Raw genomic sequence first — 22,354 nt, forward strand, 5'->3', positions numbered from 1 at the left:
CACGCCAACGTCCCCACCACCACAAGGAAGACCATGCCCACCAGCCGCTCTCTTTGGTCGCCCGCGCTGCTCGCCGCAGCCTGCGCGCTCAGTGCCCACAGCCAGGCCGCCGGCGCCCCCGATATGCTGCGCGTGGCGCTGCATGCCGATATCGCCAGCGTCAACCCCGGTGTCAACCGCGACGCCAACTCCGACATGGTGATGGCCCATGTGGTCGAGGGCCTGGTGGCCTATGGCGAGGACCTGAGCATCAAGCCCATGCTGGCCAGCAGCTGGAAGGCGAACGACGACAGCACCAGCTACGACTTCAAGCTGCGCCCGAATGTGCGTTTTCACAATGGCAAGACCTTGTCGGCCGCCGATGTAGTGTGGAACTTCAAGCGCTACCTCGATCCCAAGACCAACTTCCAGTGCATCAACCGCTACAACGGCAAGATCGGCCCGGCGCTGCAGGAGGTGAAGGCGGTCGACGCACAGACCGTGCGCTTTAGCTTCTCGGCGCCTGCGCCCAACTTCTTGATGACCCTGGCCACCATCCAGTGCACGCCCTGGATCATCCACCCCGACTCCGTGGCCGCCAACGGCAGCGTCAGCCAGGTGATCGGCACCGGCCCCTACAGCTTTGCCGAAAAGCAGACCGGCCGCTACACCGAGCTCAAGCGCTTTGCCGACTACAGCGCGCTGCCCGGCGCGCGCGATGGCTATGCCGGCAACAAGCAGGCCAGCATTGCCACCCTGCGCTTTGTGACCGTGCCCGATGCCAGCACCCGCTCCAACGGCGTGCTCTCGCGCGATCTCGATGTCATTGACGATGTGGATCCCGACACCATCAAGGTGCTCAAGGACAAGGGCGTACAGGTGGAAGTACAGCCCACGCCAAGCTGGGTGGTGCTGCAGCTGCAGACCGAGGCGCCCGCGCTCAAGGATGTGCGCATGCGCCAGGCGATTGCCAAGGCGCTGAGCCTGCCCGATGTGGCCGAGGCCGCCGGCAAGGGCTTGTTTACCGCCAACCCCTCGGTGATATCGCCGCTCAGCCCCTACTACGATCAGCGCAGCAAGGCCTGGCCCGGCTATGACCCGGTGGGCGCCAGCGCGCTGGCCAAGCAGGCGGGCTACAAGGGCCAGCCCATCAGCCTGCTGGTGGCCAACCGCCAGGAGCGCGTGCAGCTGGCCACCATCCTGCAGGCGCTGCTGGGCTCGGCCGGCATCAATATCGACATCAAGGTGCGCGACTGGGCCTCGCAGCTCGATCTGTACGGCAAGGGCCAGTACGAGCTGGCCATCTTTGCCTACTCGGCGCGGCTCGATCCCTTGCTGATGTACGAGTCGCTGATCGGCGACAAAAAGGCCGAGCCCACCCGCCAGTGGGACGATGCACAGGCCTCGGCCTTGCTCAAGCAGGTGGCGATGGAGCGCGACCCGGCCCGCCGCAAGGACCTGTTCAACCAGCTCCATGCGCTGATGGCCAAGGAGGTGCCCATCATCGGCCTGTACAACCTGCCCGTCGTCACCGCGATGGCGCCCAGCATCAAGGGCTACAAGGGCTGGCCCGCCGGCACGCACCGCTTCTGGGGCGTGACCCGCGCCGCGCCCTAAAGCAACCTCTGCGCGTGGCCAGAACGCTCTGGTTCGGCCACGCGCGCACCTCTTTCCCCGCATTCCGCTCTCCGCGTTTCACATCCTGTATGTCTTTTTCTGCAACCGACTACCGCCTGGCCGATGCCACGGCACTGGCCCAGGCCATCCGCGCTGGTGCGCTCACGCCCCAGGCGGCGGTGGACCATGCCTTTGACGCCATCGAACGCTGCAACCCCCAGCTCAATGCCGTGATCCTGACCATGCGCGCGCAGGCAGAAGAACAACTGCGCCAGCTGCCGGCCGACGCGCCGCTGCGCGGCGTGCCGGTGCTGCTCAAGGACGACTGCCCCAGCTATGCCGGCGCGGCGATGTCCTATGGCTCGCGCGCGGCGCTGGGCCATGTCTCGACCACCGACCACACCCTCGTGCGCCGCTACCAGCAGGCGGGCATGGTCATCGTCGGCAAGACCAATCTGCCCGAGTTCTCGGCCAATGTGGCGACCGCGCCCAGCCTGCATGGCCGCGCCCTGAACCCCTGGAGTGCTGCGCACAATGTCGGCGGCTCCTCGGGGGGCTCGGCCGCAGCAGTGGCCGCCCGCATGGTGCCGCTGGCCTATGGCAATGATGGCGCGGGCTCCATCCGCATACCGGCGGCCTGCACGGGGCTGTTTGGCCTGCGCCCCTCGCGCGGCCGTGTGGCCTGCGGCCCCGTCTCGAGCGAGAACTGGGGCGGTCTGGTGAGCCACCATGTGCTCACGCGCAGCGTGCGCGATTCGGCGCTGATGCTGGACCTCACTGATGCGCTCGAGCCCGGCTCGCTCTATGCCGCGCCCGCCAAGGCGGAAGCCTTCAGCCAGGCGCTGCTGCGCCCGCCCGGGCGGCTGCGCATTGGCGTGCTGCAGGATGCAGACCCGGCCCAGCCGCTGGATGGCAGCATCCTGCAAGGCCTGCAGGACACGCGCCGCCTGCTGCAGGAGCTAGGCCATGCGACCGAAGAGGCGCACTGGAACTTCTCGCACAGCGATCTGGCCGCTGCCTTCAGCCGCATCATTGCCGCCTATACCGCGCTGGAGGTGGATGACCTGGTGCGCAGCACCGGCAAGCCAGCGACGGCAGAGTTTTTTGAACCGGTGAACCTGGGCTTGGCCGAGCAAGGCCGGCGCCTGGGCGCTGTCGAGCTATTGGCCGCGCGCAATACCTGCAACAGCATCGCCCGGCGCCTGGGCGAGATGTTTGGCCGCTATGACCTGCTGCTCTGCCCGGTGATGCCCAGCTTGCCCCAGGGCCTGCAGGCGCTCGATGTGCGCCAGCACGATGCGCAGCGCTTTATGCAGGAGTTCATGGATGCAACGGTGTTCACCCGCCCGGCCAATGCGGCCGGCGTGCCCGCGATGAGCGTGCCGCTGTGGCAAAGCGCCAGCGGCCTGCCCATGGGCATGCAGTTCATCGCCCCCTATGGTGCAGAAAGCCGGCTGCTGCAGCTGGCCGCGCAGCTGGAGCAGGCCCTGCCCTGGGACCAGCGCCTGCCCCCCGTCCACGCTTGATTCCAGACCCCTATGCTCTACACCAAACCCTATTACCAACCCCAGCAGCCCGCACAGATCAAAGAGCTGGTCGACCGCGTAGTGCTGGGCACCTTGATTACCCCGCACAGCGAAGGCGTGGCGCTGTCCCACCCGGTGTTCCGGCTCGACACCACGCGTGGCGCGTTGGGTACCCTGGTGTCCCATGTGGCATCGGCCAGCGACCATGTGCGCTTTCTGCGCCAAGGGCTGCCGAGCATCGCCATCCTGATGGACCCGGGCAGCTATATCTCGCCGTCCTGGTACCCCAACTACCCGCATCGCGACAGCGCGCCGACCTGGGGCTTTCAGGTGGTGCACCTGCATGGCACGCCGCGCATGCTCGAAGAAGATGAACTGGTAGCCCACCTGCAGGACCTGGTGGGCCATATGGAGCGCGGCCGCCGCTGCCCCTGGGACAGCGGCGAGCTGGGCCCCGGCGGCATGGAACGGCGCCTGCCCGGCATTGTGGGTTATGAGATGCCGGTGGCGCGCTGTGAAGCCAAGTTCAAGCTGGGCCAGGACGAGCGCCCGGCCGATATGCGCGGCGCTGTCGAGCGCCTGCGCGAGCAGAACCAGCATGCGCTGGCCGATACCATAGAGCAGCACTGCCAACTCCAACAACCATGACCACCGCCCCCACCTTTAGCTCCAGCGCCGCACAGACCGACCCCATCGCCGAGGCCATTGCGCGCCACCACAGGGGCCTCAGCGCCGTGCCGGAGGCTGCCGCCTTCCATGCCTGGGTGGCGCAGCAGCGCGGCAGCTGGAGTGGTGTGATGCCGGGCCTGGCGCAAGCGCGCATGGGTCATATCGACTTTCGCAGCCCGGATATGCCCGTGGCCGCCGCCAGCGCCCGCATGGACCGCGAAGGCGCCACCCGCGCCTATGAGGCTCTGCAGCACAGCCAGGGGTTTGACATGGGTGTGGGCCACTGGATGGAGCAGCGCTGCGTCTACCAAAGCAGCAACTACGCATCCACCCGGCTGGAAGGCGCGATGCGCGACTGCCACCTGGGCCTGGACCTGTTTGCGCCCGCAGGCACCGCGCTGCGGCTGCCGCTGGCCGCGGAGGTGGTGGTGGCTGAAGTGCGTGATATCCGGCTGGACTATGGCGGCATGCTGGTGCTGCGCCACCAGGGCCCTGCGCACCCAGAGTTTTTCAGCATCTGGGGGCATCTGAGCCATGCATCGGCCCGGCGCTGGCAGCCGGGCGATCAGATTGCCGCAGGTACCGAGTTTGCCCAGCTGGGCGACTTTGCAGAAAACGGCTGGTGGCTGCCCCATCTGCACTTGCAGCTGTGCCTGCTGGCGTTGCCCGATTTCAGCGACGCACCCGGTGTCGGCGAGCAGGTATTTGCGCCGGTCTGGCAGGACATCTTCCCCAACCCGGCGCCGCTGCTGCGGGCCGATGATGAGGCGCTGCGCAGCTGAGGGCCGAACTTATTGACCAGCCGGGTCGCAGCGCACCTGGTTCATATAGATCGAGCAGTTGTACTTATTGCCCTGAAAGCTCGCCTGGTAGCGCGTCGATTCGCGCTGGCGGTCAAAGCCAAAGACCTGGACATGGGCCTCGGTGCTGCTGAAATAGTTGGCGGTTTTTTCGGCGATCACCTGGTCCGACAGCACTGCATTGCTGCCAATGGGCGCCACCACATCGCAGCCCTGCACGGCCAGCACGGCGACACAGAGGGCGGGCCAGACAGCGAAGGAAAAGCGCTTGCGCGAGATGGAGGGGGTCATCAGTGCATCCTGTGGGTAGCGGCAATGCGCTACTGTCGCACATCCGGCCGCGGCTGTCAGGGGGCCTGTCAGCTGCCTTGCACGGCCACAGGCACGGTCGCCACAGCGGCAGCCGAGCGCGCATTCCAGCGCTGCCAGGCCTTTTCATGGAAGAAGAAGGCAAAGGCCTGCACCGTGGGTTCGAGCAAGCTCAGCGTGAGCGAGGCGATCAGGTTGCCGGTGACGGCGTACGCCACCATTGCGGCCACCGTGATGTGGATCAGGTAGTAGCTGGCGGTCTTTTTGAGGGTTTGGCGGTTGTTCTGCAGGCTGCGGCGGATAGAGGACATGGCGGGTTCTTTCTTGCAATGAGGGCCACTAACACAACCCTTGATACGTCGTTGCCAAGCCTTGCCGTACTACTGTACTGTCTGCGGCTTGGCGCCTAGTCTCAACCGCAAACCTTTGGTTTGCTGGGTCGTGTTAGCGGCCCGAAATCAATGACAGTTCTGTAAATGATATTTATTAGCAATGACAAAGGCCAATGAATCCTCACTAAAAAAACCATAGGCTTGGCTAATACCGCCAGTCACAGGCTGGCGGCCCGCCCACCAAGCCCTGCGCTATGATGCGGTGCGGTTGCCGACCGGGCGCCAACAAAAACATCTTCATAACAAGCCAGACGACCTATGACGACGGACCAGCAACGCAGCTATACGGCACCCTGCCCGGGTTGCGGTGCGCCTGTGGAATTTGCCAGCGCCCAGTCCGCCTTCGCCGTCTGCCCGTATTGCCAAAGCGCCATCGTCCGCAATGGCGATATCTTGAAGCGCATCGGCAAGATGGCCGAGGTCTTCAACGACTACAGCCCGCTCAAGCTGAACCAGACCGGGCAGTTTGCCAAGGGCAGCCAGGGCAAGCCGGAGGGCTTTCGCCTGGTGGGCCGGCTGCAGTACAAGGGGGAGACCGGCAGCTGGAACGAGTGGCTGGCCCTGGGCGACAGCGGTGAGACCGCCGTCATCAGCGAGGACAACGGCCAGTTTGTGCTGAGCCGCGCGAGCCAGGCCCCCGCCAAGAACCTGCCCCCCGCCGACCGCTGGCAGCCGGGCCAGCGCATTGCAATCAGCGGCGTGCAGTACAGCGTGACCAGCGTGGTGCTGGCCCAGCTGATGGCGGCCGAGGGCGAGATGCCGCACCAGCCCGAGCTGGGCAAGCCCTTTACCGTGGTGGAGCTGCGCACCGAAGACGACAAGGTGCTGTCCATCGACTACAGCGAGCAGCCCCCTGCCGTCTACCTGGGCGCGCCGGTGCAATTGGGCGCGCTGAAAATCGCCGGGCTGCGGCCCACGTCCACCAAAAAGGACCAGGGCCGGCACTTCAACTGCCCGCGCTGCGCGGCGCGCGTCGATATCAAGCTAGACACGACCCAGAGCCTGACCTGCCCGAGCTGCGGCTCGCTCATCGATGTATCGCAAGGCATTGGCGGCGAGCTGCGCGCGGCGATGCAGAAAGACCCCGTCAAGCCCCTGGTGCCGCTGGGCAAGATAGCGACGCTGGCCGGCAGCAAATGGCAGCTGGTGGGCTTTCAGCACCGCATGGGGATCGAACCCGATGACGACGAATACTTTGGCTGGGACGAATACCTGCTCTACCACAGCCAGCAGGGCTTCCAGTTCCTGGTCAACAGCAGCGAAGGCTGGAGCCTGGTCAAGACGCTGACCGGCGCGCCCGACTACCGCGCAGGCCGCAACACGGCGACCTGGAAGCAGCAGACCTACCAGCTGCAATCGCGCTACCGCGCCGAGACCACCTATGTGCTGGGCGAGTTCTACTGGCCGGTGGCCCGGGGCGACAAGACCGACAATGTGGACTTTGCCCGAGGCAAGGATGGCGCGCAGCTGCTGAACCTGGAGCAAAGCGCACGCGAGCTGAGCTGGTCGCTGGGGCGCAAGATGACGCCCGAGTCGGTCGCAGCCGCCTTTGGCATGAGCGACCAGCTCGCGCTGTTCAAGCCCGAGACCAGCAGCTTTTCGGTGCCCAAGCTGGGCTGCATGCCCATCATCATCGGCCTGTTCCTGCTGTTCTTTTTGCTGATCTGGTTGTGGCCCAAGGGCTGCGATACTGCGCTGGAGCGGCGCAAACTGGCCGCCGACCCGACCTATGTGAGCAAGTGCAGCAGCAGCACAGGCAGCGGCCGGTCATCGAGCGGTTCCTGGGGTGGCTACAGCTCCGGCGGCAGCCACAAATAAACAATGGCTGGCAACAGCACTGCGCAGAGCCCAACCCGGGCGCGCATTTGACGAAGGAGAGAGTTGTGATGGATTTGGAATGGTTCCGCCCCGCGGCGTTTTTTGGCTCCATCCTGTTCGCCATGGTGGGCGTGGTGGTCTTCTGGCTGTGCTTTCTGATCATCGACAAGATCACCCCCGTGGACATGTGGGCCGAGATTGTGGAAAAGCAGAACCTCGCGCTGGGCGTGGTGGTGGCGGCGATGAGCCTGGGCATCAGCATCATCGTGGCAGCAGCCATCGGCTAGCACCCGTTCGTGCCACGCCAGCTGCTGCGGCTGGCATGGCCACTACCGCTGTCGCCCGTTGATGACCGCTGTTGGCCACGGATGGCCGCTGCTGCAGCGCCTGGCATCTGCGCGGGCGATTGGCCCTTTTTCCCTGTTAGCCCACGCTGCTGGTGCCCGCGCGCCTGGCACCGTCCCTGCACTGTTCGCCCGTGTCGACCTCCAGCCCTGACAACCCCTCTGCCAACGCTTCCCCCCCAGCATCGCCCAGCCCGCGCCCCGAAGGCGCTTTAGGCCGCGATGACGCGCTGGAGTTTGGCCACGCCGCCCTGCCGGAAAGCGGCGTGCGGCGCGCCAGCCCGCTGGAAGTGGCGATGCTGTTCAGCGTCTTTGTGGTGGCGGCCTGTGGCCTCTTGTACGAGCTGGCCGCAGCGGCGCTCGCGTCCTACCTGCTGGGCGATTCGGTGCTGCAGTTCTCCACCATCATCGGCACCTATCTGTTTGCGATGGGCATCGGCTCCTGGCTGTCGCGCTACCTGGTGCGCGAGCTGCCGGCGCATTTTCTGCGCATCGAGCTGATGGTGGCGCTGGTGGGCGGGGCCTTGCCTGCCGTGCTGTCCATCATCAACGCCTATGTGCCCAGCGCCTTCCACTGGATGCTGTATGGCACGGTGCTGGTGGTGGGCACGCTGGTGGGGCTGGAGATACCGCTGGTGATGCGCATCCTCAAGCGCAATGTGGTGCTGCGCGATCTGGTCTCCAAGGTGCTGACCTTTGACTACCTGGGCGCGCTGGCGGTGTCGCTGGCCTTCCCGCTGCTGCTGGTGCCGCACCTGGGCCTTATCCGCACCGGGCTGGTCTTTGGCCTGCTGAATGCCTTGGTGGCGGTGTGGGCGCTGTTTCTCTTCAAGGAAGAGCTGCGCCGCTTTGGCAGCCATGTGCTGGCCTGCGGCCTGGTGATTGCCGCCTTGCTGGGCGGCCTGGTGGGTGCCGAGCGGCTCACATCGCTGACCGAGGACCACTTCTACCAGGAGCCCATTGTGCTGACCCGCACGACGCCCTACCAGCGCATTGTGGTGACCCAGGGCAAGCGCGGCGCGCGCCTGTACCTGAACGGCAACCTGCAGTTTGCCCAGAGCGATGAATACCGCTACCACGAGGCCCTGGTACACCCGGTGATGAGCCGCTTTGGCGCACCGCGCAAGGTGGCGGTGTTTGGCGGTGGCGACGGCATGGCCGTGCGCGAGGTGCTCAAGTACCCCTCAGTCGAATCGGTGACTTTGGTGGAGCTGGACCCGCAGATGACCGATCTGTTCAAAAACGTGCCGAGCATGCAGGCGCTCAACAGCAATGCCTTGAACGACCCCAAGGTGCGCATCATCAATGCCGATGCCTTCCAGTGGCTGCAGAAGGCCGATGAGGTGTTCGATGTGATCATCGTGGACTTTCCCGATCCGACCAATTTTGCGGTGGGCAAGCTGTTCACCAACAGCTTTTACGCGATGCTGAGCCAGCACCTGGCCGCCAGCGGTTTTGCGGTGATCCAGACCACCTCGCCGCTGATTGCGCGCCAGAGTTTCTGGACCGTGGTGACCACCGTCGAATCGGTGGGCATGCAGGCCACGCCCTACCACGCCCATGTGCCCAGCTTTGGCGAATGGGGCTTTGTGATAGCCAGCCGCCGCCCTTGGAGCCTGCCGAGCACCTTGCCCGACGGCATGCGCTTTTTGAGCCTGCCCAGCCTGCCGCTGTTGTTTGACTTCCCGCCCGACATGGCGCGGGTGCCGACCGAGGTAAACCGCCTGTCCAACCAGGTGCTGGTGCACACCTATGAGCGCGAATGGGGCAAGGTGGCGCACTGATATGACGGCCTTCTTCCACCCCAGCCCCCTGCGAGCCACCCAGCCATGCAGCGCCGTTACGTCCTGAAGGGCGCCGCGGCGCTGGCAGGCAGCAGCGCGCTGGCCGGCTGCAAGCCGGCACCGCCCAGCACCAGCACCGCCCATATCCAAGGCGGCTTCATAGGCCAGGCCTGGGAGCGCGGCCATGCGATGCGCGACCGCCTGGCGCAAGGCCTGCCGCTGCCCGCGCCCAGCCGAACCCACCGCGTGCAGGTGCTGATTGCCGGCGGCGGCATTGCCGCGCTGTCGGCCGCCCGCGCGTTGCGCCTGGCAGGCGCCAGCGATGTGGCCTTGCTGGAGATGGAAGACCTGGCCGGCGGCAACAGCCGTGGCGGCACCGTGCAGGGCCTGCGCTGCCCCTTGGGCGCCCACTACCTGCCGGTGCCAGGCGACCAGGCGCCCGAGGTGCAGGACCTGCTTGAAGAACTGGGCGTGCGCCAGCGCATGGCCGGCCGCTGGCAGTACAAGGACGAGTACCTGTGCTTTAGCCCGCAGGAGCGCCTTTTTATCCATGGCGAATGGCAGGAAGGCCTGCTGCCCACGCAGGACGTGGCCGCCAGCACCATCGCCCAGTACCAGCGCTTTGCCCAGCTGGTGGACCAGGCCATGCGCGAGCAGCCCTTCAGCATGCCAACCATGCGCAGCTGGCAGGCCCAAGGCGGCCTGGCGCCCGCCCACCAGGCGCTGGATGCCATCCGTTTTGACACCTGGCTGGCCCAGCAGCAGCTGGACGACCCGCACCTGCGCTGGTACCTGGACTACACCTGCCAGGACGACTTTGGTGCCGGCTGCGCCCAGGTATCGGCCTGGGCCGGCCTGCACTACTTTGCCAGCCGCCATGGCTTTCAGGCGCCAGGCATGCCGGACGACGCGCATGACAGCGTGCTGACCTGGCCGCAGGGCAATGGCTGGCTCAGCGAGCAGCTCACGGCCCCGGTGCAGGCCGCCGGCTGGCTGCACAGCGGCCACACGGTGATGCGCATTGCCGAGACGCGCCAGGGCGTGGAGATCGACAGCTTCAACCACGCCAGCCAAAGCATGGAGCGCTGGCAGGCCGCGCATTGCATCGTGGCACTGCCGACCTTTATCGCGGCCCATGTGGTGCAAAACCCGCCCGACTTTTTGCGCGCCGCCGTGCAGGCGCTGGATTGGGCGCCTTGGCAGGTGACCAACGTCCACATTCGCGCACCGCTGCGCGACCGCCCCGGCGCCGAACTGGCCTGGGACAATGTGCTGTACGACGATGTGGCCCACGGCGGCCTGGGCTACGTCAACGCCGGCCACCAGCGCCTCAATGCCATGCAGCAACTGCCCACCGTGCTGACCTGCTACCGCGCGCTAGGCGGCAACGCGCCTGGCGCCAGCGCCCGCACCGCCCGCCAGCAACTGCTGGCCCAAACTTGGGAAACCGCCCGCGACCAAGCCCTGGCGACGCTCGCCCGCGCACACGCCGACATCTACGAAAAAACCACCCAGGTCGAGGTCATGCGCTATGGCCACGCCATGGCCATCCCCCGCCCCGGCACCCAGACCGTGCTGAGCCGCATCGGCCAACCCGCCACCAACACCAAGCGCCCAGCGCTGATCAACGGCGAGCGCCTCCAAGCCCTGCCCACCCCAAGCACCGGCCGACTGCATTTTGCGCACAGCGATTGGTCGGGGTACTCGGTGTTTGAGGAGGCGTTTACGCGGGGGTTGTATGCGGGGGTGGGAGTGGGGTGATGGGTGCTGCGCGGCACTCAGCCCTAAACTTGCAAGTGAAGCGGATGGCTGATCTGCTGTAATCTTTGAATGGTACATATCGGCCAGAAGCAGTCATCTAGATTTGCCCCAAACCGCAGCGCGGATCAAATCGAGGAGGACGTTGTCCCTCTTGGAACGCACACAAATTTGTCCCAATTAAACCGGACAAAACCAATATGGATAGCTCTTCCATTGTTTGGAAGAATGTAGTTTTCATCTCCTCCTGGCGTATGAGCAATTTCCAGGTGATGCCATTGAAGAGTAACTAACGTTCCCCAGCCGAACTTCACGACCTTGACTGCTTGGCTGTTCCTTGCAACGTCCTTGTTGGAGACTTCAGAGATGGCCGTAGTTGCGGCGTAGGTCACCAACTCTGGCACTGAAAAAATGGGGGGATTCATCTCAAAACATAGACTCGACTCCAAATAATTGGCCCAACGAGTCCTGCCCGTAATTAGCACGGAATCCTGTTGCTGGATAAGTTCTACTTGCTGTGGAGCATCGACCCAGTTTTCGCACATCCAGTCCCAGTCAGAACCATCCTCAGGGACAGATATCAATGCATGGTCAAATTCAATCCGGTAGGTTGGCAAGTAGATAGTCGGCATGTGATTTGTAAACTCAACAGCGTATTGATCACTATGACACGTTATGCCTAAGATCCGAGACTGGCTGTTAAATGTCCGTTCAGGGTCGTTTGCAGTCATCCCTTTTCCAGGATCAAGCCATTGACACCGTGAATTCACGGTGCATGTACAGGCCAGACGGTCGAACCCTTCTGTAAACCGTCCCATCACAGCCGGTGCGCTCCGCTCTTTGCGCACACCCTCCCCCATTTGACAACCCCACCCCGCCAAAGCCACACCCCAACCAGGGATTGCCACCCCGCCCTAGCCGCAGGAATGGTTCTCATTTAAGATGAAAGATATATCTTAGACACGGATTGAACACACCATGCCCTTGCAACTGAGCCTTCCCACTTCCCCTTCCCCCGAGCTGTTGGCTGCGCGTGCGCCTGAGCGGGCACGCCATGAGATCAAGCTTCGCCGTACCACCGTTGCATCGGTGGAGCAGCTGACGCCGCATATGCTGCGCATCCGTTTGCAGGGTGCCGACCTGGCGGGCTTCAGCAGCTTGGGCTTTGATGACCATGTGAAGCTGCTGTTTCCGGATGCCAATGGCGAGCTGCAACTGCCGCCGCCTGGTAGCGAAGGCCTGCCGCCGGCGATGCGCGAGGCGATGCGGGACTACACGCCCCATTCTTACGATGCGCAGGCGCAGACCTTGGCGATTGACTTTGCGGTGCATGAGGCGGGCCCGGCAACAGCCTGGGCGCTGCAGGCGGCCAGCGGCCATGCGCTGGGGATTGCGGGGCCTCGTGGCTCCTTTATCGTGCCCACGGCGTTTGATGGGCACTTGCTGATTGGTGATGATGCGGCGCTGCCAGCGATCACGCGCCGCCTGCGCGAGCTGCCTGCCGGCACCCAGGCGGTGGTGGTGGTGGAAGTGAATGACGCGGCCGACGAGCAAGCGCTGGAGAGCGCTGCGGATCTGCAGGTGCATTGGGTGCACCGCCAGGGCCAGCCGGCTGGCGACGCGCAGCGGCTGCTAGCGGCTTTGCGCCAGATTGATGCGCCCGCTGGCGATTACTACAACTGGGTGGCGCTGGAATCGACGGCCGCCAAGGCGCTGCGTGCAGCGCTGATTGCCGAGCATGGCGCCCACCCCAAATGGACCAAGGCAGCGGCCTACTGGAAGCGCGGCAGCTCCGGCGTGCATGAAGTCATTGAAGAGTGACCACACACATCCATCATTCAGGATAGGCGCGCAGATAGCCCAGCAGTTGGACGATGCGCGCCTTCGTCAGGCTGTTGCGGTACTCGCTGCGCGACAGCGCTGAGGAGCTGCCAAGGTCCTGGGCGTTCCAGGTGCCGTCGATAAAGGCGGCCTCGCTGGTCATAAAGCTCAGCCAGTTGCGCTGCGCGGCGCGCAGCTTTTGCGCGCCGGTGGCGCCCACCTTGGCCATCAGCGCGCGGTAGGTCTGGTTCAGCTCCACATCAAGCTGCTTGGCATAGGCGCTGCTGGCGCGCAGCATGTCTGCCGTCGTGTTCTGGTTGCCGATGGCGGCCTCCAGCGGCTGTATGCGCTGCTCAAACGCGGCCAGGCGGTCGGGGGCATCGGGGTTGTCCACGGCCATTGCGGCTGTCGATACCAATATGGCAGAGCCCAGACAAGCGGCGCGCATCCAAGACCAGCGGGGCTGGCGGCGGTGGTTGAAGACCATGAACATCCTCCTGATAGTTGATGAAAAAATAGGCAGCGAGGTCAGTTGATCTCGCTGGCCGCAATCCCTGCATTGCCAGACTGCGGTGCCGCCGTGCCAGACGGCGTCGCCCGGCGCCAGACCATGCCGCCATCGGCCGTGGGCACCGGTTGACCGACGGTACCGGACGACACCGGCGAGACGACCACACCGCGCTCAATCGGCGGTGGGTTGCCCGAGGGCTGGCCCTGCGGCGCGCTGGCGCTACCGGGGAAGGCCGGGGTAGGAGAGGCACTGGCCGGTGCCGGGTTGGAGGGCGCAGGGTTGGAGGGCACACCAGGCACCACAACACCCGGTTGCGGCTGGCTCGGATCGGCCGGGCGCTGCGCGGGCATCTGCGGCTGCTGGGTGGCAGGGGGGATGTTCTGAAATCCGGGGAAGTCGCCGTCGCCACTCGGGCCGCGCGGGCCTGCGCCGCCCTGGCCGATGGGCCGGGCTTCGGGGTCGTCGATGACGGGCGCATCACCGGGGTTGCCGCGATCGGGCAGCGGCTGCATCGCAGGCGGTTGCTCAAACGGATCAACCGGTTGCTTGTTGTCGCCAAAGCCCAGCATCCAGCTGCGCAGGCGCTGCACAAAGGTGTTGTTCTCGGCGGGCATCTCAAAGCGGGCCTGTGCCTGCACCAGCTTGGCGCGCTGCGATGCGGCGGCCACCTCGGCCACAACAGGCAGTGCACTGTGGGCGCCCTGGCCCCAGTAGTCGTTCAGCTGCACGCGGCTGTCGTTGAAGCCGACCCAGGCGCCGCCCACCCAGTCCGGGTGCGCCAGCATGAACCAGCCGTCGGCATTGTCTTGCGTAGTGCCGGTCTTGCCCACCCAGTCGCCGCTGACACCATAGCGCGCCACACCCCGGCCCGTGCCCTTGGTGATGACGCCGCGCATCATGTCGATCAAGGCGTAGGTCACGCCGCTGTCCAGCGCCAGCTCGGTGGCGGGTGGCTCAAACTCGGCCAGCACCTTGCCCTCGCGGTCGGTAATGCGGGTGACCATGACCGGCGCGCGGTAGCCGCCGCCATTGGCCAGGGTGGAATAGGCGGTCACCATCTCCTGCAAGGTGACCGGGCTGGTGCCCAGCGCCAGCGACATCACATCTTCAAGCTTGCTGTCGCGCACGCCCAGCGCCCGTGCCAGCTTGGCCACCTTGGCGGGGCCCACCTTGGCCATCACCTGGGCGGTGATGGTGTTCTTGGAGTAGGCCAGACCATCGGCCAGGGTCATCGGTTGGTCAGATGGCGGGCCGCCATCGGTCGGCCGCCAGAACTGCCCGCCGCCCAGCGGAATGCGCACGGCCTCGTCCATCAGCTGGTCAGTGGGCAGCGCGCCATCCTGCAGCGCTGCGCCATAGACAAAGGGCTTGAAGGTGGAGCCGGGCTGGCGGCGCGCTTGCGAGACATGGTCAAACGGGTCGATGGCAAAGTCGCGGCTACCGACCCAGGCCAGCACATGGGCGTTGCGCGGGTCCATGGCCATAAAGCCCACTTGCACGCGCACCTTGTCCTGGCGCAGGTTGGCCATAAAGTCGGCATCGGCCAGCAGGCGCTGCAGCGCTTCGTCCTTGTCCTGGCCATCGGCCACGGCCTGGCGGTAGACGGCGCTTTCGCGCACAAAGCTTTGCACCAGCGGGTTCTTGGCGGTCCATTGGTTGCGGTTGCTCCACAGGCCATTGGCGGTCACCTGCAGCTGCCGGCCCTGGCGCACCACGGCCTGGTTGGCCCATTGCTGCACGCGCGAGTCGATGGTGGTCTGCACCACCAGGCCATCGGCATAGATGTTGTAGTCGTTGGCGTCGGCCCATTCGATCAGCCACTTGCGCAGCGCCTGCGCAAAATGCGGTGCCATGCCCACGGCCTCGTCCTGGCGCTCAAAATCCAGCTTGATGCCGCGTTTTTTGAGGGTCTCAAAATCCTGGTCGCTGAGCTTGCTGTGCTTGTTCATCTGCGCCAGCACGGTGTTGCGGCGCTGCTGGGCCCGCTCGGGGTTTTGCACGGGGTTGTAGTAGCTGGTGCCCTTGAGCATGCCGACCAGCGTCGCGGCTTCCAGCACGCTCAGCTTCTGGGCAGGCTTGTCAAAATAGGTGCGCGCTGCCATCTCGATGCCAAAGGCGTTGTAGAGAAAGGGCACGGTGTTGAGGTAGGTCTCCAGGATCTCGTCCTTGGTGTAGGCCGATTCGATCTTGTAGGCGGTCACGGCCTCCTTGAGCTTGCGGTTGAGCGAGCGGGCGCGGCCGATTTCCTCGGGAAACATATTGCGCGCCAACTGCTGGGTGATGGTGGAGCCGCCCTGGGGCCGGCCCATGGCCGTGTGCAGCACCGAGCCAAAGGTGCGGCGCCAGTCGAGCGCGCCATGCTCATAAAAGCGGTGGTCTTCGGTCGCGATCAGCGCATTGATGACGTTGGGCGAAATGTCCTTGAGCGCCACCCATTCGCGGTTGGAGCGTTTGTACTGCGCCAGCACCTTGCCATCGGCCGACAGCAGCTGGGTGGGAGCCTCAACCTTGTTTTTCTGGATATCGCCGATCGAGGGGGTGAGCGGAATCAGCAGCAGCACATAGAGCAGCAGCAGCACCGGCAAGGCCGCGACTGCCAGCAGCCATTGCTTTTTGCTGCGCGCGGCCAGCCAGGGGCGCAGCCGCCGCGCCAGCCCGGGCAAGGCGCCCGCTGCGCGGCGCAAGGTGTTCATCAAACCGGAGAGAAGGGGGATCGCCATGGAAGAAGTCTGCAAAGCCTGGGCCGGCAGCGCGCTGTCCGCACCGCTGCCTTGGCCAAGGCGCCATTGTCGGGCAGCAGCAGTTTCCCCGCCTGTCGGCTGTGCAAAGCAGACTGCAAACCATGTAACAAATGTAGGGGGCGGCCAAAAGCTATAGAAATTGGATAAACCGAATTTCGAGCGTTTTGGCAGCATTAAACGGCAAGTTGCAGAAGCATATTGCCTGCATGTCTTGTCACCCCAGCAATACGCCCCCGTAGGCAGGCGCGGGGCAGGCGGGCATCACTCCATAAACCAGCCGTGGCTCACAATCATCGATTGCCCCGTCAGCGCATTGGTCGGGAACGCCGCAAAGAACAGTGCCACACGTGCCACATCGTCCACCGTGGTGAATTCGCCGTCGACGGTATCCTTAAGCATCACGTTCTTGATCACATCGGCCTCGCTGATGCCCAGCTCCTTGGCCTGCTCGGGGATCTGCTTGTCCACCAGCGGCGTGCGCACATAACCGGGGCAGATCACATTGGCGCGCACACCTTGCGGGCCGCCTTCCTTGGCCACGACCTTGGCCAGGCCTTCGAGGCCATGCTTGGCCGTCACATAGGGCGCCTTGAGCTTGGATGCCTCCTTGGAATGCACCGAGCCGGTGTAGATGATGCTGCCGCCACGGCCCTGCGCATACATGTACTTGATGCAGGCGCGGGTCGTGAGAAAGGCGCCATCGAGCTGGATGGCCAGCATTTTTTGCCACTCCTGCAACGTAAAGTCCTGCACCGGCTTGACGATCTGGATGCCGGCATTGCTCACCAGGATATCGATGCCGCCATAGGCCTTGACAGCAGCTTCGACGGAGGCGTCGACCTGGTCTTCCTGCGTCACATCGACCGCCAGGCCCATCGCTGTGCCGCCCTTGCTGGCAATATCCTGGGCCGCCGCCTCGGCTGCTTCCTGCTTCAGATCGGCGATCACCACCTTGGCGCCCTGCTGCGCATACAGATCGGCAATGGCCTTGCCAATGCCACTGGCGGCGCCCGTTACATAGGCCACCTTGCCTGCGAGTTGCTGAACCATTTCTTCGTCCTTTCGACCGGAAAAGCGGTCACAAATAGCCAGTCTCGCGCTGCGCTGCAGCATGCTGCCGTAGGAGAGCAAGCCGTTTGCATGACAATCACCAAACCCTTGGCGCTGCCCCTGCCATCCACGTGCGCCAGGCGGCCCCCCGGTGCGAACCTCTACACTTGCGTTTTTGGCAGACTCTTCGAACAAGACCATGAACATCACCAAAGACTGCGCCGTCACCATCCAATACAAGGTGACCGATGCGCAAGGCAAACCGCTGGACAGCGGCAACCTCGCCTACCTGCATGGCGGCTATGAAAACATCTTCCCCAAGGTGGAAGCTGCGTTTGAAGGCCAGGCCGTGGGCTTTAGCACCAGCGTGGATCTGGCGGTGGAAGATGCCTTTGGCGTGCGCGACGAGAGCCTCGTGCGCGTGATCCCCAAGAGCGAATTCCCACCGGGCGTGAAGGTGGGCGGCCAGCTGCGCGGCGCCAATGACCGCGGCGAGCCCCAGGCCTTCTACGTCAAGAAGATCAAGGGCCCGGAAGTGCACCTGGATGGCAACCACCCGCTCGCCGGCCTGGCGCTGCGCTTTAGCGGCAAGGTCGTCGATGTGCGCGCGGCCAGTGAAGAAGAGATTGCCCACCGCCATGTGCATGGCGCGCACGGCCACCACCATTGATACTGCCGCGCAGCGGGCCGGTGCAGTGCACGGCCCTCTTGGCGTTGTTGATCACCCCAGCGGCTCACGCAAAGGCCTTGCGTGCAGGCCGCTTTTTCATTGGAGCTGCTACCCCATGACTACCCTGATCGAGCCCCGAACCGCCCGCCTGCAGCTGCGCCAATGGCAGCAGCAGGACAGGGAGGCCTTTGCCGCGATGACGGCGGACCCCGAGGTGATGCGCTACTTCCCCGCGCCGCTGACGCGGGCGCAGAGCGACGCGATGGCCGACCGCTGCGAAGCGCTGATGGCCGAGCGCGGCTGGGGCGTCTGGGCGGTGGAGCGGCTGGAGGACCAGCAATTTATCGGCATCGTCGGTCTGCATGTGCCCCAGGCCGAGCTGCCTTTTTCTCCCTGCGTCGAAATCATGTGGCGCCTGGCGCGCCATGCCTGGCACCAGGGCCTGGCCACCGAGGCCGCGCGGGCGGCACTGGCCGTCGGATTTGACCATGTAAAGCTGGCTGACATCGTGGCCTTCACGACCACCAGCAACCTGCCATCGCAGGCACTCATGCAGCGCCTGGGCATGGAGCGCGACCTGGCAGGCGATTTTGCGCACCCTGCCTTGCCTGAGGGCCACCCGCTGCAAGCCCATGTGCTGTATCGCTTGTCCGCTGCAAAATTTGCAGCAACCTAGGCCTCGCACTGCGCGGCTGCGATGACCGGCTGATGGGGATGGCTCGCCGCGTTTCAAGCCAACCGCCGCCCTGCCCCGCCGTCCGAGTGCGCACCCAGCCGGCTGTAGGACGCTTGATCTTTCTCAGGGCTTTTACGCATATTGACCATGTCGCAGGCTTTGTTGCAGTTTTGCGAGTTAGGATGTGATCAACAAGGTGCCGCAAGGCGATGGCCTTCGCTGCATCCGGTTGCTATAGCTGGGCTGCCGCCCAGCATGTTCGAGAAAGGAGCACATCCATGCAAGTTCAAGTGCACGCTGGTGACAATGTTCAAGGCGGAGAATCCCTCTCCCAATGGGCACAAACCGAGGTACAAAACAAGCTTTCGCGCTTCCGCGAATATGTGACCCGGGTGGAGGTTTACCTCACCGATGTGGACGCCCTGAAAAACGGCGGCAAAGGCAAGCGCTGTGTGATGGAAACACGTGCCACCGGCCGCCAACCTTTGGCCGTCAACGCCGAGGCCGAAAAGGTCGCCGAAGCCTTCAACGCAGCACTGGAAAAACTGCACCGTGCTTTGGACACCGACATCGCCAAGATGCGCGACAAGAGCAACCGCGAAACCATTCGCACGGGCACCGACGAGGATGTCGAAGCCTAAGCGCTAAGACGGGCCAGCACCGCCCATCCTCCTGAGCAAAGCACCGCCTGGCGGTGCTTTTTTGCGTCTGAGGCTTGCTGTTTTCACGGCCTTTGTCCCAGCAGCTGCGTGGTTTGCAGCGCGGTAGACGCGCTGTAGGCAGCTGCAGCGCACCCGCTAGCGAGAGGCAGCCGCAAACCAGACGGACACGCAGTCAGCGCCGGGCTGGCTGGGTAAGCGCCCGTGCTGCGCATGCCTCGCAATCTGCATCTAGCGCCCAGCCGCCAGGGCAGGGGCACTTATCACGCTTCAGCGCGCATCGCTGCGCTTGCACAAAACCCAGGGCAGAACGCAAGGCAGACATAGAACAGCGCCTGCGTCCCCCGCTGCTGGTACCCGCCCTCCTCCAACGGCCCTCCGCCGTTCCACACCGCCCACAGAGCTGCAACAAGCTTGAACGCCCGGCCGCGCACAAGCCAATGCGGAATGGCGGGCATTCAAATCCGCTGAATGCCCCGCGCAGACCGGACGATCAGGTGTTCAAAAACCAGTGGATATCTTCATGCGTTCAATCGATGGATTTGTGCACAAGTTATGCACATGTGACAAATTTCTCTGCCTTTTTCCGTTGGCAGAAAGATATCCACAGATCCATGCACTTTTTCCAACCGTCATTCTCAAGGGACTTCATCGCGTCAACCTAGCGATATCTGCTTCATATATCACCAAATAGCTAGCAATTTTCAGCAATCATTCCGCATTGCTGGCACGAGAGGTCTCAACATCCATAGAGACTTATGCACAAATTTTTCCACAAACCTCTAGCTATTCTCGCCTATTTTTTAAGCAAGTCTATGGCTGAGTGTTATTCGTGCTTCCCTGTGCATAAATATGCAAATGACTTGTTTCAAACAACAAACAGCCTTTTTTTTGTGAATAACCAGACGATGCACGAGCCAGCTTATCCACAATGCATGCCGCAGATCTCCAATTAGGTGGAATTGTGGATAAGTTCAGCACAAGCAGGTGTCTGTCGTTTTACCGCATAAGTCCTTTACTTATCCACAAATTTGCGCCATCGTAGAGGGAGGCTGTTTATGCCGCAATGTGCATAACTCTCAAGACACGAACTCTCATATCGTGGAATTTATCATGATATGAAAAATTATGCACAAGTGCATAAAGGATAACTTGTTGAAAAGACATGGTGGCTCTTCATCCATTTTGCATAAAAAATCAGCATTTAGCCATACAGCTCTACACTCTTTCATTGCTATTGATTTGAATTGAGTCGCTTCTAATTTCAGTTTATTTGAATTATTCAAATTTGAATTTTGGCTTTATCGATGGCGGGCCGAAGCGGTCGCTCCATTTCGTTTGAAATGCCGCAGATCCCCATCGCCACACCAGAAGCCAGGCACTGGGCCGATCGCAGAAATTGGCCCAGCACCCATCTGTCGCTCCGCTCTGATGTCGGAAAGCCCGCCCCGGATTTGCTTATTGGCTACCCACGGCGTTCGCCATAGCCGGTCGAGCCAGGGCATTGCATCAACAGCCCAGGGACCTACGGCCACCACCCTATTGCGCAGAAAGCGCGCCGGCCGCGCCAAGCCTCGTGGGCCTGGCAAGACCGTTGACTGCATCGTTGGACCGACTGGAACAACCCGAGCGAAAAGACCCGCTGGGCCAGAGATCGGAGTGCAACCATGCTGACAACCAGCGAGCGCGGCAAGTTTTAACGCTGGATAGCGAACCCAGCGCGAGGCCTCAACGCCCATGCAAGCGAGATGTCCACAGGCAAGAACAGCTCGGGCGGCTGCGGCCGGCATGGTGGGGTGTGGGTCGCACAGATGCCAACGCAGATGACGCTGCAGCGCTGGTTTTGCACATGCAGATTTTTTGGCCTGGCGAACGTGGGTTTTGTTTAAAAGCCGGCGCCTGGCAGATGGCTATGCATGCCCAGCCTGTCCTTTAGGCATCTACAAGACATTGTTTTTATTCAACATTGTCCTGAATAGACACCCACCCCTCTCGTCCTCTTATCCAGACACTACGGAGCACGCTCCAAAAGATCTGTGGATAAGGTGCGGGGCAAGCCTACAACAACCCCTTTGTTATCCACAGACAAACGCCAAATGCAGAACTTGCACTACTAGCATGCACCGGAAATAGCGCCCCGTGTACACAGCGCAATAGCAAGGCAGCTATTTGTTTTATAAGCACAAAAAACTTATCCACAGCTTTGATGGCAAATATTTCAGACTGCTAAAGAAGCGGATTCCTGCCTAGGCCCTGTGGGCAATATTTGCGTGGCAGGCTTTCCTACGCACAGCAACGCAATCCGCGCGGCCATTTTGTGCCGATGGCTTGGCATTTGTGGATAATTCATTATTTATCAATAGCTTGATTCAAATTCAAGCCTGCAGAATGACTGTGGATAATGAAGACGCACAAATCAACTTATCCACAGAAATATCCCACGAATGCTACTTATCCACTTTGCAGTGACAACCATGGAGGGGTACCATCAACATGGTTAGAAAAATTTCAAGCAATTGAATGTTCTGGGCTTAATGCACTTATCCACAGATGGTGGCGCCCTTCTACTACTATCTACTATTCTTTTAAAGAAAATAAAAGAAAAACCAAAGGCAAGCTCGGCAAAGTTTCATATGTTGAAATTTTTCAGACTGTGAAATGTCAAGTCGCTTTGCAAGAAGGGAGCGGGGCAGAGCAGCTCTCAAAATACGCAGCAGACACCTCAGAATCCCTCTCCCATTTGGACGAGGGCATCTCAGACCTTGGAGTACTTGGTGGCAGCGCTGTTGCTCTGACCCAGAGCTCGATCACACAGAGAGAGTCCCTGTGCGCAAATGCACAGCCTTGCATAGGTGTTTGCTATACTTTTGGATAGGCGTGGCGAGTGCGGATGCCGCTTTGCAGGCATATGGCCGGATGAGAAGGCGGCATTGATTGGTGCCGCTGCCATCTCGGTGTCGCTGCGCAGTAGGGAACGCATCACAGCGGATTGCCAGGCCGGCCCTGCAGATCCGTCCACCAGGCTGCTGGAGGCTGCCCAGGCTTTGACTGGAGCTGGGTAGAGAGGGCGGAGGAGGGTTGGGAGTGGTTGGGGCCAAGGATGGCTTAAACCGTCTCTGCGGGCCGTGCATGGCGGTGTGAGCTTTCTACAGCCATGGTGTCTTCAGCACGCTTTGGTTGCGCAATGGATCAAGGACCTGGGCCCTCATTTGCCATAGCTGTGTTTTTAT

Annotated in this window: 19 protein-coding genes; 13 read left to right on the forward strand and 6 right to left on the reverse strand. The window is 62.8% G+C overall.

The window, feature by feature from the left end; genetic code table 11:
- The first annotated feature begins 33 nt into the window (after positions 1 to 33).
- The 4 genes from WH265_RS10050 to WH265_RS10065 all read left to right on the forward strand — a co-directional run bounded on the left by WH265_RS10050 (position 34) and on the right by WH265_RS10065 (position 4,573).
- Complete coding sequence (locus WH265_RS10050) at positions 34 to 1,596, forward strand: ABC transporter substrate-binding protein (protein ID WP_339558179.1); 1,563 nt, start codon at positions 34 to 36, stop codon at positions 1,594 to 1,596.
- Between the two features lie 89 nt (positions 1,597 to 1,685).
- Complete coding sequence (locus tag WH265_RS10055) at positions 1,686 to 3,122, forward strand: amidase (RefSeq protein WP_339558180.1); 1,437 nt, start codon at positions 1,686 to 1,688, stop codon at positions 3,120 to 3,122.
- Positions 3,123 to 3,134: 12 nt separating this feature from the next.
- Positions 3,135 to 3,770, forward strand: coding sequence for an FMN-binding negative transcriptional regulator (locus WH265_RS10060; RefSeq protein WP_339558181.1), 636 nt, complete (start codon positions 3,135 to 3,137; stop codon positions 3,768 to 3,770).
- Positions 3,767 to 4,573 carry a peptidoglycan DD-metalloendopeptidase family protein gene (locus WH265_RS10065; protein WP_339558182.1) on the forward strand — a complete coding sequence of 269 codons (807 nt, stop codon included), beginning with the start codon at positions 3,767 to 3,769 and terminating at the stop codon, positions 4,571 to 4,573. Before WH265_RS10060 ends, WH265_RS10065 begins: the two co-directional genes overlap by 4 nt.
- 9 nt (positions 4,574 to 4,582) lie before the next feature.
- Here the strand turns inward: WH265_RS10065 and WH265_RS10070 are convergent, their stop codons facing one another.
- A complete protein-coding gene (locus WH265_RS10070) occupies positions 4,583 to 4,882 on the reverse strand; it encodes a hypothetical protein (protein ID WP_339558183.1) in 300 nt (99 codons plus the stop codon).
- Between the two features lie 68 nt (positions 4,883 to 4,950).
- Positions 4,951 to 5,211: a DUF2061 domain-containing protein gene (locus tag WH265_RS10075; RefSeq protein WP_339558184.1), complete on the reverse strand. Its 261-nt coding sequence runs from the start codon at positions 5,209 to 5,211 to the stop codon at positions 4,951 to 4,953.
- A gap of 339 nt (positions 5,212 to 5,550) precedes the next feature.
- Between WH265_RS10075 and WH265_RS10080 the strand changes: the two genes are divergently transcribed.
- From WH265_RS10080 to WH265_RS10095, 4 genes are all read left to right on the forward strand, one after another.
- A complete protein-coding gene (locus WH265_RS10080; RefSeq protein ID WP_021027984.1) occupies positions 5,551 to 7,110 on the forward strand; it encodes a DUF4178 domain-containing protein in 1,560 nt (519 codons plus the stop codon).
- 68 nt (positions 7,111 to 7,178) lie between these two features.
- Complete coding sequence (locus WH265_RS10085; protein WP_021027983.1) at positions 7,179 to 7,397, forward strand: DUF350 domain-containing protein; 219 nt, start codon at positions 7,179 to 7,181, stop codon at positions 7,395 to 7,397.
- A gap of 353 nt (positions 7,398 to 7,750) precedes the next feature.
- Positions 7,751 to 9,238 (forward strand): polyamine aminopropyltransferase, encoded by a 1,488-nt coding sequence (locus tag WH265_RS10090; RefSeq protein ID WP_339558209.1) that lies wholly within the window; start codon positions 7,751 to 7,753, stop codon positions 9,236 to 9,238.
- Positions 9,239 to 9,283: 45 nt separating this feature from the next.
- Complete coding sequence (locus tag WH265_RS10095) at positions 9,284 to 10,999, forward strand: FAD-dependent oxidoreductase (RefSeq protein ID WP_339558185.1); 1,716 nt, start codon at positions 9,284 to 9,286, stop codon at positions 10,997 to 10,999.
- Between the two features lie 125 nt (positions 11,000 to 11,124).
- Here the strand turns inward: WH265_RS10095 and WH265_RS10100 are convergent, their stop codons facing one another.
- The gene (locus WH265_RS10100) at positions 11,125 to 11,727 is read right to left on the reverse strand and encodes a hypothetical protein (RefSeq protein ID WP_339558186.1); all 603 of its coding nucleotides are present in this window, start codon (positions 11,725 to 11,727) and stop codon (positions 11,125 to 11,127) included.
- Between the two features lie 247 nt (positions 11,728 to 11,974).
- Between WH265_RS10100 and WH265_RS10105 the strand changes: the two genes are divergently transcribed.
- Positions 11,975 to 12,817 carry a siderophore-interacting protein gene (locus WH265_RS10105; protein ID WP_339516977.1) on the forward strand — a complete coding sequence of 281 codons (843 nt, stop codon included), beginning with the start codon at positions 11,975 to 11,977 and terminating at the stop codon, positions 12,815 to 12,817.
- 13 nt (positions 12,818 to 12,830) lie between these two features.
- Here the strand turns inward: WH265_RS10105 and WH265_RS10110 are convergent, their stop codons facing one another.
- The 3 genes from WH265_RS10110 to WH265_RS10120 all read right to left on the reverse strand — a co-directional run bounded on the left by WH265_RS10110 (position 12,831) and on the right by WH265_RS10120 (position 17,119).
- A complete protein-coding gene (locus WH265_RS10110; RefSeq protein ID WP_339558187.1) occupies positions 12,831 to 13,304 on the reverse strand; it encodes a lysozyme inhibitor LprI family protein in 474 nt (157 codons plus the stop codon).
- Between the two features lie 41 nt (positions 13,305 to 13,345).
- Positions 13,346 to 16,021: a transglycosylase domain-containing protein gene (locus WH265_RS10115; RefSeq protein WP_445228514.1), complete on the reverse strand. Its 2,676-nt coding sequence runs from the start codon at positions 16,019 to 16,021 to the stop codon at positions 13,346 to 13,348.
- A gap of 309 nt (positions 16,022 to 16,330) precedes the next feature.
- Entirely contained in the window at positions 16,331 to 17,119 is a 789-nt protein-coding gene (locus tag WH265_RS10120) for a 3-hydroxybutyrate dehydrogenase (RefSeq protein ID WP_339558189.1), read from the reverse strand.
- Positions 17,120 to 17,318: 199 nt separating this feature from the next.
- On the opposite strand from WH265_RS10120, the gene WH265_RS10125 reads away from it, so the two are divergent.
- The 4 genes from WH265_RS10125 to WH265_RS10140 all read left to right on the forward strand — a co-directional run bounded on the left by WH265_RS10125 (position 17,319) and on the right by WH265_RS10140 (position 21,999).
- On the forward strand, positions 17,319 to 17,789 hold the full coding sequence (locus tag WH265_RS10125; protein WP_021027176.1) for an FKBP-type peptidyl-prolyl cis-trans isomerase: 471 nt from the start codon (positions 17,319 to 17,321) through the stop codon (positions 17,787 to 17,789).
- A gap of 115 nt (positions 17,790 to 17,904) precedes the next feature.
- Complete coding sequence (locus WH265_RS10130; RefSeq protein WP_339558190.1) at positions 17,905 to 18,465, forward strand: GNAT family N-acetyltransferase; 561 nt, start codon at positions 17,905 to 17,907, stop codon at positions 18,463 to 18,465.
- Between the two features lie 278 nt (positions 18,466 to 18,743).
- The gene (locus WH265_RS10135) at positions 18,744 to 19,106 is read left to right on the forward strand and encodes an HPF/RaiA family ribosome-associated protein (RefSeq protein ID WP_021027174.1); all 363 of its coding nucleotides are present in this window, start codon (positions 18,744 to 18,746) and stop codon (positions 19,104 to 19,106) included.
- A 2,419-nt stretch (positions 19,107 to 21,525) separates the two neighbouring features.
- Complete coding sequence (locus tag WH265_RS10140) at positions 21,526 to 21,999, forward strand: hypothetical protein (RefSeq protein ID WP_339558191.1); 474 nt, start codon at positions 21,526 to 21,528, stop codon at positions 21,997 to 21,999.
- Positions 22,000 to 22,354: the final 355 nt, after the last annotated feature.

The organism is Comamonas sp. MYb396 (genome assembly GCF_037479555.1).
In the GTDB taxonomy this organism is placed as follows: Bacteria; Pseudomonadota; Gammaproteobacteria; order Burkholderiales; family Burkholderiaceae_C; genus Comamonas.